General features: G+C 55.0%; 14 protein-coding genes. 8 read left to right on the forward strand and 6 right to left on the reverse strand.

Annotated elements, in window-relative coordinates; all coding sequences use genetic code 11:
• Positions 1–450 precede the first annotated feature (450 nt).
• The 6 genes from ACLEJW_RS07495 (at position 451) to ACLEJW_RS07520 (ending at position 7,096) form a co-directional block, all read left to right on the forward strand.
• The gene (locus tag ACLEJW_RS07495) at positions 451–1,089 is read left to right on the forward strand and encodes a TnsA endonuclease N-terminal domain-containing protein (RefSeq protein WP_011953077.1); all 639 of its coding nucleotides are present in this window, start codon (positions 451–453) and stop codon (positions 1,087–1,089) included.
• On the forward strand, positions 1,070–3,028 hold the full coding sequence (locus ACLEJW_RS07500) for a DDE-type integrase/transposase/recombinase (RefSeq protein ID WP_011953078.1): 1,959 nt from the start codon (positions 1,070–1,072) through the stop codon (positions 3,026–3,028). Before ACLEJW_RS07495 ends, ACLEJW_RS07500 begins: the two co-directional genes overlap by 20 nt.
• On the forward strand, positions 3,025–3,984 hold the full coding sequence (locus ACLEJW_RS07505) for a TniB family NTP-binding protein (RefSeq protein ID WP_010951429.1): 960 nt from the start codon (positions 3,025–3,027) through the stop codon (positions 3,982–3,984). Before ACLEJW_RS07500 ends, ACLEJW_RS07505 begins: the two co-directional genes overlap by 4 nt.
• A 75-nt stretch (positions 3,985–4,059) precedes the next feature.
• Positions 4,060–5,976 carry a TniQ family protein gene (locus tag ACLEJW_RS07510; protein WP_010951430.1) on the forward strand — a complete coding sequence of 639 codons (1,917 nt, stop codon included), beginning with the start codon at positions 4,060–4,062 and terminating at the stop codon, positions 5,974–5,976.
• A 56-nt stretch (positions 5,977–6,032) separates the two neighbouring features.
• Positions 6,033–6,392 carry a histone-like nucleoid-structuring protein, MvaT/MvaU family gene (locus ACLEJW_RS07515; protein WP_010951431.1) on the forward strand — a complete coding sequence of 120 codons (360 nt, stop codon included), beginning with the start codon at positions 6,033–6,035 and terminating at the stop codon, positions 6,390–6,392.
• A gap of 371 nt (positions 6,393–6,763) precedes the next feature.
• Complete coding sequence (locus tag ACLEJW_RS07520) at positions 6,764–7,096, forward strand: DUF2790 domain-containing protein (protein ID WP_011953079.1); 333 nt, start codon at positions 6,764–6,766, stop codon at positions 7,094–7,096.
• Positions 7,097–7,193: 97 nt separating this feature from the next.
• On the opposite strand, the gene ACLEJW_RS07525 is transcribed toward ACLEJW_RS07520, so the two are convergent.
• From ACLEJW_RS07525 to ACLEJW_RS07550, 6 genes are all read right to left on the reverse strand, one after another.
• Positions 7,194–7,649, reverse strand: a complete 456-nt coding sequence (locus tag ACLEJW_RS07525) for a DUF411 domain-containing protein (RefSeq protein ID WP_011953080.1) — start codon at positions 7,647–7,649, stop codon at positions 7,194–7,196.
• Positions 7,639–8,418 carry a c-type cytochrome gene (locus tag ACLEJW_RS07530; RefSeq protein WP_011953081.1) on the reverse strand — a complete coding sequence of 260 codons (780 nt, stop codon included), beginning with the start codon at positions 8,416–8,418 and terminating at the stop codon, positions 7,639–7,641. The genes ACLEJW_RS07525 and ACLEJW_RS07530 overlap by 11 nt, the downstream gene beginning before the upstream one ends.
• Positions 8,419–8,427: 9 nt before the next feature.
• Positions 8,428–9,543: a copper resistance protein B gene (locus tag ACLEJW_RS07535; RefSeq protein ID WP_011953082.1), complete on the reverse strand. Its 1,116-nt coding sequence runs from the start codon at positions 9,541–9,543 to the stop codon at positions 8,428–8,430.
• Positions 9,533–9,856 (reverse strand): hypothetical protein, encoded by a 324-nt coding sequence (locus tag ACLEJW_RS07540; protein WP_012269845.1) that lies wholly within the window; start codon positions 9,854–9,856, stop codon positions 9,533–9,535. Before ACLEJW_RS07540 ends, ACLEJW_RS07535 begins: the two co-directional genes overlap by 11 nt.
• Before the next feature lie 14 nt (positions 9,857–9,870).
• Positions 9,871–11,781, reverse strand: a complete 1,911-nt coding sequence (locus ACLEJW_RS07545) for a copper resistance system multicopper oxidase (protein ID WP_023377932.1) — start codon at positions 11,779–11,781, stop codon at positions 9,871–9,873.
• A 182-nt stretch (positions 11,782–11,963) separates the two neighbouring features.
• Entirely contained in the window at positions 11,964–12,170 is a 207-nt protein-coding gene (locus ACLEJW_RS07550) for a co-regulatory protein PtrA N-terminal domain-containing protein (RefSeq protein WP_011953085.1), read from the reverse strand.
• Between the two features lie 166 nt (positions 12,171–12,336).
• Between ACLEJW_RS07550 and ACLEJW_RS07555 the strand changes: the two genes are divergently transcribed.
• The gene (locus tag ACLEJW_RS07555) at positions 12,337–13,014 is read left to right on the forward strand and encodes a heavy metal response regulator transcription factor (protein ID WP_011953086.1); all 678 of its coding nucleotides are present in this window, start codon (positions 12,337–12,339) and stop codon (positions 13,012–13,014) included.
• Positions 13,014–14,420 (forward strand): heavy metal sensor histidine kinase, encoded by a 1,407-nt coding sequence (locus ACLEJW_RS07560; protein ID WP_011953087.1) that lies wholly within the window; start codon positions 13,014–13,016, stop codon positions 14,418–14,420. Before ACLEJW_RS07555 ends, ACLEJW_RS07560 begins: the two co-directional genes overlap by 1 nt.
• Positions 14,421–14,483 lie beyond the last annotated feature (63 nt).

Below are 14,483 nucleotides of genomic sequence, written 5' to 3' on the forward strand. Positions count from 1 at the left end.
TGTTGGAATAAGATCTATGACCAACTTTTCCGCTTTGCACTGAAGATTTTCAGCCAAATCAGCTGTTTGAAGCGAGAGCTTCAGACCTGATCCAAATTGCTCCAGCGATCACGAAGTGGCCGTTTAGAAATAAAGAGAGCAAGCCGATTGCTTTAGATTCTGATCAGTCATGAGAGTCATGACCAATGAGAGAAAAGGAGACCTGAAAATGTAGAAAAACGCGATCAATCCCGAGAGGACTGACCGCGCTTAGCGAAGCAGACTTGCGTCCTCAGAACCCGCAATGTCTGCTTTTTCGAAGCGACTGTCAATCCTCTCCCATTTTTTCGACCTTAGCGAGGTTACTCGACGGCACAGTGTTGCCTGTCGAAAGGCCTCACTTCGCCCGCCCTGCGCCTTGATTTTTTGGCGCAGCGTCGGCGCTCGTTTCGAGATTTTCGGAGGTGTTTCATGACAGTACGAAAGGTGGTCACGCGGCGGTCCAACCATTACCGCGGCTACTTCCCATCGCTCAAAAATAAAAAGCCTGTGCCCTGGGAGTCCCAGCTCGAAGGCGCTCTTTTTCGGCTTCTTGAGCTGTCTCCTGCGGTCATCGGCTACGTCCCGCAGCCCAGTGAGGAACGTGTTCCATCGCTCCAGGGCTACTTCAAATATTACCCAGACGTACAGGTTTTCCTCGCGGATGGGCGCGAGTGGTGGTTTGAAGTGAAGCCTCACGACCGACTGAAGATTGCCAGCGTCAGGCAGCGACTGGATGCCGCTGAGCGCTACTTCAACGCCACTGCCCGTAACTTTTCGGTGATCACTGAAAAGTTAATTGAAGCTGAACCCCTGGCTACCAATCTTAGAAGGCTGATGTATCACCGGCGCGGTCCAGAGCTTTCGCATCAGGCGTTGGAGGAGGTAATGGCGACCTTCAACGAATGGCCGCCTATGACCGTTGCAGATCTGCTCTACGTGGTTGGTGAGGGGAAAGCCTGGCGCTTGTTAGGCCTTGGGGTGGTGGGCATTGACCTTGATAGGTCAATTGACACTGACTCCCCGGTCTTCCTGCAAGGGGGGCACCGTCATGCAAACCTTTTCCCTTAGGGTGAAATTGGTCGTCATCGTTCGTGGCGTACTGATGGTGCTTGAGAAGAGGCTTATTGACCGGAAGCTGCTCTTTTTCGATGAGCTTGGTGAGCCCACGAAGCTATCCGAGAAGGAGTTCTATGAGGCCTACGAGAAGCGCGAGATCGAGATCTCCGCTGATCAGCCATACCTTGGGAGGGTTCCGTATGTGCGGAACGTCCCTCCAGATATTTCATGCTTCCCCAAAAAACATGGAGATGAGGCATTGCGTCGACGCAAGTATCTGGACGACCTAACTAAGCGCGGTAAATACAAGCTACCGGGTGACGAAGACATGATCAAGAAGCTTAGAGATATCGCCAAAAAGATTGGGGATGCGTGCGCACCCTCGGTTTCCACTATTCGACGTTGGGCAGCCAAATACATTGGCCAGAACGTAGTAAAGCTTATCCCTCAGCATGCCAAAAAGGGTCGGGCTGCCGCGATACAGGGAGAGCTCGAAGTTATTCTTGAAGGGGTGATTAATAAAACCTACCTGCAGGATACGATTCCAGCGGTCAGCGTGGTCGTTTCAGAATTCGAGGATCAGATAAAAGAGAGGAACAAAAGTCGTTTGCCTTCGGATCAGCTCAAGATCCCAAGCGGAATGACTGTCCGAAGGTACATCGCCAAGCTGGATCCGTACCTTGTGGATAAGGAGAGGCTCGGAAAACACGCAGCAGACAAGAAGCACCGTGTTGCGGCGGGTGTCCTACGTGTCCATGAGATTTTGGAACGTTGGGAAATTGATCACACCTTGTTGGACGTCCAGCTTGTGGATGAAACCTCGGGGCTGTGCATTGGGCGCCCCTATCTGACGATCGTCCTCGACCGCTTCTCTCGAATGGTGATGGGATATTTGCTCCACCTGTCGGCGCCAAATACGGAAACCGTGCTTCGTGTGATCGAACGCTCAATCCGTCCAAAAGCCGAATTGCTGAAGCGCTTTCCGAAAGTGAGAAATGAATGGTGGGCACGTGGGCTGCCGGCTCGAATAGTCCCAGACAACGCAGCGGAATTTCACGCGGGCGATCTCATCATGGGATTCAACGAGTTGGGTATCGAGATCATGTATCCCGCTTCAAGGGCCCCTCAAAGGAAAGGTGCCGTCGAACGCTTTTTCAGCACACAGAACCTGGGGCTTATCCACAACCTCCCGGGTACCACCTTCTCGAATATCCAGCAGCGTGGCGATTACGACTCGGAGAAGAATGCATGTTTCACGCTCCCTCAATTGGAGGCGGTGGTAGTGAAATGGATCGTCGATGGTTACCACCAGACTCCTCATCGGGGGCTGGACAACAGAACACCGGCTCAAGTCTGGGGGACTAGCGAGGCGAACCATGTCATCAGCCTTCCCGTCGACCTGGACTCGTTGGAGTGCATTCTGGCCAAGCGGGCCTCGGTGAAGGTTCACCATTACGGCATCGAGGTTGCCAAAGTGGGCTACCACTCTACGGAACTTGCTGAGCTCCGTATGCGTTTGGCAGACGGAGAAAAGGTAAACGTCCGCTATCGAGACGAAGCCGGGCACGTTTGGGTTCACGACCGCTTCAGAAACTTGTTCTTCAAAGTGCCCGCCAAAGATGAGCGAATGGCCGGTAAGAGCAGGGAGGTGTGGAAGGCTGCCGAGAAAGCGCTGCGAGAAAAATATAATGAGCAGCCTAGCTTCGAGGCTACGCACAGGTGCTACCAGGAAATTATGGAAGATGCAGACGAGGCCCGCCGTTCGCAGACGCTCAGAAAACGACGCGCAGCTGCCATAGCGAAAATCGACAAGGAGGGTCGAGTGACCGAAAGCACGCCTCCACCCAAGGTACTCGCTGAAGTGGAATGGACCGGTGACTCTATTCCTAACATTCCGCCAGCAGCCTTCAAGGTCTCGGTTCGTCGCCCTGCTGGGAGTTCTAAGCCATGAACGCCATCAATCTGTACGAATGCTACGAGCATGGTGAATACAGCTTTACGCTCCGCGATCGTTTTATTCACAGCCCTCAAGTCGAGCGAGCGTTGACGCGACTAGGCGATATCCACGGCGATAGTCGGCGTACCAGAGCAAGTAAAGGGTTGCTGATCCAAGGTCCAAGCGGAGTGGGCAAGAGCACATTGGTCAAGGAGTACATTCGGTCATTGGAGGAATTGGAGAGCCATGACCCACAGAAGCGGACAGTTCTGTTCGTCGAGATGCCTTCGTCTCCAACCAAAAAGAACCTGGCAGCAGCCATTTTGGCAGAGCTGAAGGATCCCTTCGCAGAGGCACGAGGACATTCGGCAGAGGTTAAATTTGCGCGAGTAGTCCTGCTGCTGAAGAACCTTGGCGTGGAGATGTTGGTCCTCGATGAGGCGCAGCACCTGGTCGATTATCGTCGTAATGGTGCGTATGAGGCAGCAGACTGGATCAAGAGTCTGATGAATGAAACCAGTATCGCGTTTGTTCTGATTGGGCTGAAGCGCACCGAAAATCTCCTGCTAGCAAACGAGCAACTGCGACGCAGGTTTTCGGCCACGGTGGCATACGATCGCTTCACCTTCTCCGCTAATACGTCTCTTCATTTCGTGATGTTGTTGCAGGCAATCGAGGGCGAACTGCCTGTTCAAACCATCAGTTTTGTAGAGCCAGCGATGATTAAACGCTTCTACCTGGCTTCCTATGGATTGATCGACTACCTCATCAAGATTGTGGACAGGGCTGTTTGGCTGGTTCAAGTCCAGGACCTTGTCGGGATTGAACTTCCTGTGCTGGCCCAGGCTTTTGAAGACGAGGTTTGGAGCTACGCCACCGAGGATCGAAACCCCTTCAGTGCGAGCTTCAATTTCCAGCCTCTGTTCGGGAAGCGGGAGCCGTTTGAGACGTTCGAAGAGAGCAGTACCTGACGGCCAAGGGCCGGGCTTATCGGCCCGGCTCTACTCCCCTGATTTTTATGTCTTCGATTTCATGGATGTGTAGGAATGTTTGGTCTTTTAATCAACCCACGACCACACCAAGACGAAAGTCTTTTGGGGTACCTGCAGCGCCTGGCGAAAGCCAACGGATTACCCAGAAAGGAACTGCTCACCGCCTTTGCACGAGCCGACGAGACCGATGTTGCGGACTGGCTGCAGATGATGGAAGGACCACTGAGCTGGCCTGCGGTATCTGCTGAGTTTCGTGATCCAAGGCCCAAGGGGGTCAAGTTATGGACGACTCATCACGCTCGTTACTGTCCGATCTGTTTGGGCGAAGCCGGTTATTGGAGAGAAAGCTGGGGCTTGACCCTGGTTACGACGTGTTCTGTCCACGGCACTGAACTCCACGGGCGGTGCCCCAACTGTCTGAAGGAAACCGATCCAAGCGCAATGAGTGCGAATAGTTGCCAAGCGTGTGGCACCTCATTGAGTGGGACCAATTTTGAGATCGCGCCGGCGAGTGATACGGCCGCCTGGCTCACCTCTGGCTTTGAAGATAGGTTTTACGCCGACTCGTTGCCAGCTGACGCGGGATTGGCGGCCCTCACCTACGAACAGTTTCACGAGTTGTCATCGCGTCTCGCTGTCAGAAGTTTGCCTACGGAAAGAACCCAGCCGCTGAAGGTTGCTGATTCGGGTTCGCTAGAGATATCGCGGCTTATGGCAAACGCGGCGGGCGTGGTTCTCATGAACTGGCCTCTCGCATTCAGAGAACTGCTGAGTGGCCTCAAGGCAGTCCATTCCGATAACGAACATTGGACGCTCAGCAGATCGTTCGGCCCGATATACCACGACATCCACCGTGATCTGGATGACTCTTGTTTTGACTTTCTTCGTCGAGAGTTCGAATCATTTCTGCAGCATGCGTGGGAAGCACCGTTAGCGAAGCGAAATCGCAATTTGAGTGAGGAGACGATTGAGAGACATCGTTGGGTGTCGTTCGATTCTGCTGCTGAAGCTTGTGGTCTCGGGGTATCAGTCATAAAACGCCTTCATCAGGAGGGACAAATCGCCTATCGGGAGAAGGTCCATGAAGATCGAGTCTTTACGGTCGTGGACCTGGATCATTTGAAGGCAATCTCGCAGCATCTCCAGGGCGTGGCTGATATGAAAGAAACCTCGACTTTGCTAAGCCTCTGTCGCAATCGGGTTAGGCAGCTGCTAGCTGGTGGTACCCTCCAGTTCTTTGGTGGAGAACCGCGCCCAGGCGAAAGGTGGCTGATTGACTGCCGCTCGATCAACGAATTGATTGATGAGAAGCTGCCTACCAGCTCTGACCAGAGCCTGGTGTCGATCAACTACTTGGCCAAGCATTCTCTGCCCAAGGGGGGTGGGTTGGTCGAGTTGGTTCAGGCAATACGTGCAGGTGAACTTCGCGCTTACGGCCCAGCTGAGAATGGCTCGGTTGCGGTAGGGGCGTGGTTACTCAAGCCGCAAGATTTTGCAGCGTGGCAACAAGCCCGAGCTGAGAACAAGAGTCCGGTCTTTCCCGGCCTGTCGGTAGTCAAGGCTGCTGCGCTGTTAGGCGTCAAAGAACAATGCGCATACGCGTTCGTTCGACTGGGTCTGCTATGGAGCACTGCTGTCGAACGAGGCCGGCGTACGCAATTGATGGTTAAGCCTCAAGCCATCGACAGATTCAGGCGTGGCTATATCTTGGGACCGGAGATTGCGGTGTATTTGGGGAAGTCGACCAGGGAGGCGTTCAAGCACCTTTGGGAGGCCAGGTTTCGCCCCGTTGCGGGGCCATCCATTCCAAACGCGGCTTGCCGGCAGTACGTTTGGGTAAGAAGCAAAAAGCTGATCGATTACCTCGCAAGTGAAGCCGCCCAGATCGACGATCCTGAAGCCATCACGTTTTTATCCACACCGATCGCTCAGCCTCGTGATTGCCGATTCAGGCATGTGGGATCAAGATAGTTAGCACGCTTTCTTTCTTGATTGCTAAAATCATCGAACCCATTTTGGAGAATCTTATGTCCCGTCTCGCTGAATTCCGCCTGCTCGAACAACAGCTCGCAGCCCAACTGGCGGAGCTGGAAGCGCTGAAAAATGACTCTGCCCTGAAGCAGGAAATGGAATTTGAAACGAAGCTGCGCAGTTTGCTCAACGAGTATGGCTACGGCCTGCGCCAAGTGGTGCTGATCCTCGATCCGCAAGCGGTGGCTTCCACTGATATGGCCCCAAAAACCTCTCGGAAACCACGCGAAGTGAAGGTCTACAAGAATCCACACAGCGGAGAGGTTGTTGAGACCAAGGGTGGTAATCAGCGTACGCTTAAGGCCTGGAAAAACGAGTATGGCGCTGAGGTAGTCGAGTCTTGGCTCGCCAATTGATTGCACTGCAGGCGGCTTCTGGCACGAGATGAATCGTGGTGCGCCCCGAATGCAAATTCCCATTCTGGGGCGTGACGAAATTTTCTGCGGGTGGTGGATTTAGAGAATTAAAACTGTCGCTAGAGGGTCCCGTCTTTCGCGGCCTGCAGCCATTTGGAGAGGAAACGCAAAACTGTCGCAATCACCCAAAACGCCGGTTCAGACTGATTCGCTAGAGAATTAAAACTGTCGCAGCCTGAAACGACGCGGCTTTCACGTGTATTCAGAGCCATCATTATCGATAGCCTGCTTACAAACATGTAATTCCTGGATCACGTGGATGACAGCTCCCAGTCGGTAAGCTTCACTCATGTCTTCATGGAGTAACAGAAATGAACACCGCTAAAAGCATTGCCGCCCTCATGCTCGTAATCGCCTCCTCATCCGCTTTAGCTGAAGGAGGATCTGATCGCTTACACGGAAAGATGATTCAGGCAAATGAGCAAGCAATGCGTGCCTACGCCGCTGCCAATGGAAAAAAACCACCTGAAGTGATCCATTATCGCTACGGAATGAAACTGGATGTGGCGAGAGTTATCAGTATGACTTCGCTCAAAGGTAGCTGCGACGTGATGCCGACACAGATGAATTACGAGGACTCAACAGGTGAGTTGAAAATCCTCGAATATCGCTCTGCTGGAATTAACTGTAGAGGTCAAAACTGACCGAAGGGACAGGGTAAGTCTTGGAGTAAGCTGACCACGACCAGCGCTGCAGCTGGTCGGCTGGCCGGCAGAAGCCCTTCCCCCGGGGCATCTTGCATTACGTGTCAGGATAACTGGCAACTACTTGATCGTCCCCACTCTTGGTGAGGCCGATGACTTGATAGGCGTGTTTCATGCCATCAACCTCCATACCTGGTGAGCCAGCGGGCATGCCAGGTACCGCGACGCCTGCCAGGTCGTTGCGCTTTATGAGCTCCTGCACCTGGGCTGCGGGGACGTGACCTTCCACAAACTTGCCATCGATAACCGCGGTGTGACACGAAGCCAGCCTCGGAGCTACTCCTAGCTCTTGCTTCACCGCCCTCATGTCCGTTTCAACGTGGTCGACGACCTTGAAGCCGTTTGCCTCCAAGTGCGCTATCCATTTCTTACAGCAACCGCAATTAGCGTCCCGGTGCACATCGATAGTCAGGGGCTCCGCAGCAAAGGCGGCTGAGGCGATTAGAAGTGACGCTGCGGTACTTAAACCGAGGAAGCGGCGCTTACTTGTCATGAGTGTGCTCCTTCCCGTCTTTGTGCACATGGGTTTTGGGAGTAGAACCTGTGTGGTGGTCCGAGTGCGCCTCGCCGGACTCGTGTTCACCGTGGTGCTCCGCTACTGATGAAGACTCCGAATGCGAACTGCCATGATCATGACTTTCCTCAGCCACGCCGTTTGCTGCGGAATCATCATGATTTCCATGACCTGATTTCGCACCACCGTGTTGGCCTTCATGGTTATGCATATCGCTTTCGCCACCGCCATGTTGGTGACCACCACTGGAAGCGACCATCATCTGGTACTGCTCAGCATTGAGTTGCGGTAGCTGGTCCAGGAACGCGACGATTCCCCAGATGTACTGGTCGTCCATGCTCTTACCCCAGGCTGGCATGCCTGTCGCTTTGATACCGTGCTTGATGGTCCAAAACGCAGCAGCAGGGTCACCGCTTACACCTATCTCGGTGAGGTTTGGTGGGGATGGGTATAGGGCTTGGCTGAGTTCAGTTTTCTCCACCCCTGGCGCGAGGTGGCAACCGATACACATGGCGTTGTAGTTGCCTGCCCCTGCTTGGATGAGAGCAGGATCTTTAAGGTTTGGCACCTCAATGTCGCTTGCTCGGACTTCAATCGAGCGATCCCGCGCCATGGCCAAAAACGCATGCACAGCGGGGAAGTGTGGGTCGTCCGCACCAACGTTCACGAGACCGAAGTAAGCAGCACCTAGCACTGCTGCGCTAGTAACAGCACCTGCCGCCACCAGCGTTGTAATTGTTTTTTTCATGTTGAGTTCTCAAAACCACATCCGAATACCGGCCACAAAACGAGCTTCGTCCACGTCCCCGCCTTCATCCCGAATGAAATCGGCGGTTTTGCCGTAGGAACGGCTCCAGGTGACACCTATGTATGGCGCGAACTGGCGAACAATCTCGTACCGTAACCGCAGCCCGACTTCGGTGTTTGCCAGGCCAGAGCCGACGCCGCGTTCCGGGTCGTTCTTGCCATAAAAGTTGGCCTCAGCGGTTGGCTGAAGAATTAAACGATTGGTTAGCAAGATGTCGTACTCGCCCTCCAGACGGGCAGCGGTTTGACCGTTCTCGCCGATAAAGGCGGTGGCTTCAGCTTCGAAGTCATACAGGGCCAGGCCCTGAATACCGAACGCAGCCCAGGTCTGCGGATCCTCCGGTTTGAAATCCTGCCGGACGCCGGCGACAACATCCCACCACGGGCTTACCGAGCGGCCATAGAGGAGCTGCAGCTCAGCATCTTCAGTCACACCATTGGTTCGTTCACCTTCCGAGCGAATCCAGAGCCTATTGATATCGCCGCCCACCCAGCCGGATGCATCCCAAGCAAGCGTGCTACCTTCATCGGCATCTTGGTATTCCAGTTGGTCTAGCAAGAAAAAGCTGTTGAACCCGCTGTCATCCATTTTGTGCCCGTCAAGCGGGGGGAAGGCAGCCTGCCGGTCGGCATCAGTCAGCACCGGGATTGGCGTACGGCTGGTCGGGGTCGGCGAATCAGCGTTCCCGTTTCCCATCGTGGAATGACCCATCGCGCCATGATCCATGCCTTCCATGGACCCGTGATCCATGCCTTTCATGCTTCCATGGTCCATCTTGCTGTGGTCCATCGAGGCGGGTTTCGCTTTGGGCTGGCCATGGCCCATTTTGCTGTGATCAACGGGTGCAGGTTGCGTGGGTTGCTTGCTCGCGCCCATCTGGCTGTGGTCCATGCCCGGCATCGCAGCCTGTGATGAGGCGTGGTCCATCTGCATGGCACCGTGGCCCATTGCCGAGTGGTCCATTCCGGAATGATCCATTTCAGCGGCGAAGCTGGGCGAAACGCCCAGCACACCTAAAGAAACGGCGAATGCCAGCAGCGATGGTCGTGCAACGCTATTGGCCATTTTTCCCTGCCTTAGCTTTGTCGCTGCCATGCGATTCCATCATTTTGCTGTGATCCATTCCTTCCATGGAACCATGATCCATGCCCTCCATAGAGCCATGATCCATGCCTTTCATGGAGCCGTGATCCATGCCTTCATGGTTCATGCCCTGGGCTTGCTTGCTCTTCGAGCCGTTCGATTGCGCCGCGTTGGACGACTTTTGAGAGTGCTGATCATGGTTGTCACTGGACCAGGAAGACGGGGCGTACACCGCGAGCAGGCCAACCATCGCGGCAGAGAGGAAAAAGGCGCTTCGTTTCATTGGTTTGCTCATCTCGTATCTCCAGTTCATTCGTCCACGCGGACTTCTCGGAACATGCCCATCTCCATGTGGTACATGAGGTGACAGTGATAGGCCCAGCGCCCGAGTGCATCTGCGGTTACGCGATAGCTTCGTTTCGAGCCAGGCGGCATATCGATCGTGTGTTTTCGCACCATGAAATTGCCGTCCTCATCCTCCAGGTCACTCCACATGCCGTGCAGATGGATGGGGTGAGTCATCATGGTGTCGTTGACCAAGGTAATACGCAGGCGCTCGCCGTACTTGAGCCGCAGCGGCTCTGCGTCAGAAAACTTGATCCCATCGAAGGACCAAGCGAACTTTTCCATATGCCCGGTAAGGTGCAGTTCGATTGTCCGGCCAGGTTCCCGGCCGTCAGGGTCGATGAAGGTGCTACGCAAATCCGAATACGTGAGAACCCGACGCCCGTTATCGCGAAGCCCGATCCCCGGATCGCTCAGCTTTGGCGTAGGGGTCATGGTCTGCATATCGACCAGAGGGTTGTTTGTTTCGGAGGCGGGATGGTTCTGCATGGCACCGCTGGCGGCCATATTGCTTTGGTCCATACCGGTCATGTTGCCGTGGTCCATGCCAGCCATCTTGCTATGGTCCATACCGGCCATGCTGCCGTGGTCCATGCCAGCCATCTTGCTATGGTCCATACCGGCCATGCTGCCGTGGTCCATGCCAGCCATCTTGCTATGGTCCATACCGGCCATGCTGCCGTGGTCCATGCCAGCCATCTTGCTGTGGTCCATACCGGCCATGCTGCCGTGATCCATGCCACCCATGCTGCCGTGGTCCATCCCCATATCACTCATGGAGATGAGAGGCCTTGGATCTACAGCCGGCACCGGTGCCTGCAGGCCCTCACGGACAGCCAAGGTACCCCTTGAATAGCCGGTGCGATCCATGGATTGAGCAAAGATGGTGTAAGCCTGCTCGTTTTCAGGCTCGACAATGACATCGTAGGTTTCAGCAACGGCAATCCGGAATTCATCGATCGACACTGGCTTAACGTACTGACCGTCGGCTGCGACAACCGTCATTTTCAAGCCGGGGATCCGCACGTCGAAATAGGTCATCGCCGAGCCATTGATAAAGCGAAGCCGGATTTTCTCCCCTGGCTTGAAGATTCCCGTCCAGTTCCCATTTGGCGCCTGGCCGTTCATGAGGTAGGTGTAGGTGTGCCCGCTCACGTCAGCGAGATCGGTTGGGCTCATCTTCATCTCGGCCCACATCTTTCGATCGGCCACAGCAGCAGACCAACCTTTCTCGCTCACGTCGTCGACGAAGTCGCCAACGGTGCGCTTGTGGAAGTTGTAATAGTCCGACTGTTTTTTGAGCTTGGACATAACCCGCGCCGGGTCTTCGTCGGTCCAATCACTCAGCATGACGACATAGTCACGATCGTAGGTGAAAGGCTCTGGATCCTTGGCATCAATCACCAGCGCACCGTAAACACCGACCTGCTCCTGGAAGCCCGAATGGCTGTGGTACCAGTAGGTGCCGTTCTGGTGGACCTTGAACTTGTACTCGTACATGCCGTCGGGAGCGATGCCATGGAAGCTTAGACCCGGCACGCCGTCCATATTCGCCGGCAGGATGATGCCGTGCCAGTGGATGGACGTGTCCTGCTTCAAGCGGTTGCGAACCCGTAGCGTGACCGTGTCGCCTTCGCGCCAACGGAGTATTGGTCCTGGCAGCGAACCGTTGATGGCCATCGCCGTTCGAGCTGCCCCGGTAATGTTCACCGGGAGCTCCCCGATGTACAGGTCAAAATCGGTGCCGGTCAGTACGTTAGGCTGGCCAGGGCTGGTTACGGCCCAGACCGGCGCGCGCCACATGCCCAGCCCACCCAGTAGTCCGGTAGCAGCCAGGCCTTTGACGAATGAACGTCTCGTGGTTTTGCTTTGCATGCCGTTGCGTCCAATCAGGTAGATCGCTGATATCCAGACTGCGGGATCCGCAGCCATCTGGTTTCAATTGAGCTCCCCCAAGCCTCGTAGACTTTCGCCAAAGCACAAGGATTGCGGGAGGCAATACCCCGAAAGCTGACATAGTTCAGATTCCGGGGTGATTACATTTCTGTAAGCTAAGCTCAGCAGCTCTCGTGGCCGGGGTGCTTTTGGCTTTGGGCGGTAACAGGAGCCTCTGCTTTTTTCTCCTGAGCAACCTGGTAAGCCTGCATGGAAGATGCACGTGCAGCTTCCATCCTGGCGAAGGTGCGATCCGCGCCGCCTTCAGCCAGGGCGAGGCTCGCCATGCCGAAGGTGACTACCATCACAATCGCTTTGATCATGTTCATTTGCGTTTCCTCTAAGGGTCAGTTTCGCCTGATTGGCGCCGTTCACAGTGCTCAAGCTAGCTACCCGGCACTGTCAGCAAGCTGAGCCCGACATTACTTTTCCGTCAGCTTCTGGTTGGGTGCCTTTTTTGCTGCACACTGAAGGGCATCCAAGGGGGCGCAGCAGATGAAATTACTCGTAGCCGAAGATGAGCCAAAAATCGGGGCCTACCTGCAGCAAGGGCTGACGGAGGCAGGCTTTACCGTCGATCGTGTGGTCACAGGGACCGACGCGCTGCAATACGCTTTGAGCGAGGCGTATGACCTGCTGATTCTTGATGTAATGATGCCGGGGCTAGACGGCTGGGAGGTGCTGCGGATGGTACGTGCGGCAGGGAAAGAGGTCCCAGTCTTGTTTTTGACGGCCCGTGATGGCGTGGACGATCGCGTGAAAGGGTTAGAACTCGGGGCTGACGATTACCTGGTCAAACCCTTTGCATTCTCGGAACTGCTAGCGCGTGTGCGCACTTTGCTGCGAAGAGGCAGCAGTGGCTATGCTCAGACCACTATGAAGATGGCTGACCTGGAGGTAGACCTGCTTAAGCGCCGGGCCACCCGAAATGGCAAGCGGATCGACCTCACAGCCAAGGAGTTCTCCTTACTGGAACTACTCATGCGCCGACGCGGCGAGGTACTGCCGAAGTCCCTGATCGCATCGCAGGTGTGGGATATGAACTTCGACAGCGACACTAACGTGATCGAGGTTGCTGTTCGTAGGTTGCGGGCCAAGATTGATGACGATTTCGCCCCCAAGCTCATACATACAGTTCGTGGCATGGGCTATCTGATGGATGTTCCCGAGTAATGCGCGCCCAATCGTCGCTCGTTAAACGCCTTACCCTCATGTTCATGTTCGCGGTCATCGCCGTATTGGTCGTTGCCGGCGTGAGCTTCTACATGCTCAGTCAGCACCATTTCCAGATGCTGGATGAGCAAGCCCTGGCCGAGAAACTCGAATCCACCCGGCACATCCTTTCACTTTCAGCAGCACGTGATGAACTTGAGGATCAGGAGCCTCAACTGCGTGCTTTGTTGGGGGCTCATCAGGACCTTTCTGCGGAGATTCTTGATGCTGACGGTACTGTCCTGTTCTCGGACTCCAAGGCATCCCGCATCCCTGAGCGCTTTAAGCAGGCCTCTTCTGGCGCCGTTTGGGACTGGCAAATCGACTCGCGGAACTTCCGGGGGATTACCTCTCAACTGGCTATAGCGCAGGCGCAGGCGCCGGTAACAGTCATGTTGATGCTGGATGTCACCAGCCATGCCCACTTTTTCAAGACGCTGCAATGGTGGTTCGGCATTGGCTTGGTCATCAGCGCTCTGGTTAGTGCAGGATTGGGGTGGATCGTGGCCAAGAGCGGTCTTCGGCCGGTTGGGCAGATCACCAAGGTGGCAACATCCATGTCTGCCCGGTCCCTTCGCGAGCGAATTCCATTGGAGCCCGTGCCGCTTGAATTGCAGGAGCTGATCCTCTCCTTCAACGGAATGCTTGCACGCCTGGAAGACGCGTTCGTCCGGCTATCAAACTTCTCAGCCGACATCGCACATGAGCTGCGGACTCCGGTAAGTAATCTTCTGACGCATACCGAAGTCGTTCTGACCAAAAAACGCGACCTCGATGCCTACGAAGACAACCTCTACTCCAATCTTGAAGACCTCAAGCGCATGTCGCGCATGATCGATGACATGCTGTTCCTGGCAAAAGCTGATAACGGCTTGATCATCCCCGAGCAGGTTGATATCGATCTGGTCGGGCTAGTGTCCAGACTGATTGAGTACTACCAGCTTGCAGCCGAAGACCGAAGCATTCGGCTTGCCCTTCAAGGCGAAGGTACGATCCGTGGTGACCGGCTAATGATTGACCGGGCGGTTTCCAACATTCTATCCAACGCTTTGCGCTATACCCCCGAAGGCCACGATATCGCCGTCCGGATTGTCGAGGCGGCTGATCAAGTGAACCTGTCCGTCCAGAACAATGGGGCCACGATTGATCCGGAACATATCAACAAAATCTTCGACCGGTTCTATCGCGCTGACCCTGCAAGGCGGGAAGGAAGCCCAAGCAACGCCGGCTTGGGTCTGGCCATAACGCGTTCGATCATCGAGGCTCATGGTGGGCGAATTTGGTGTACCTCCGCTGACGGCGTGACGAGTTTTCACATCGCTCTGCCGCACGCCAAACAATCCACTTCCAAGCCTCAAACGGCTTAATGCTCATTTCATGCGTGTAACCTATACTCGGCCATCATGAACCGGCTCCTACGACTGTTCACC

Source organism: Pseudomonas sp. SMSB3, assembly GCF_052041965.1.
Classification (GTDB): Bacteria; Pseudomonadota; Gammaproteobacteria; order Pseudomonadales; family Pseudomonadaceae; genus Aquipseudomonas.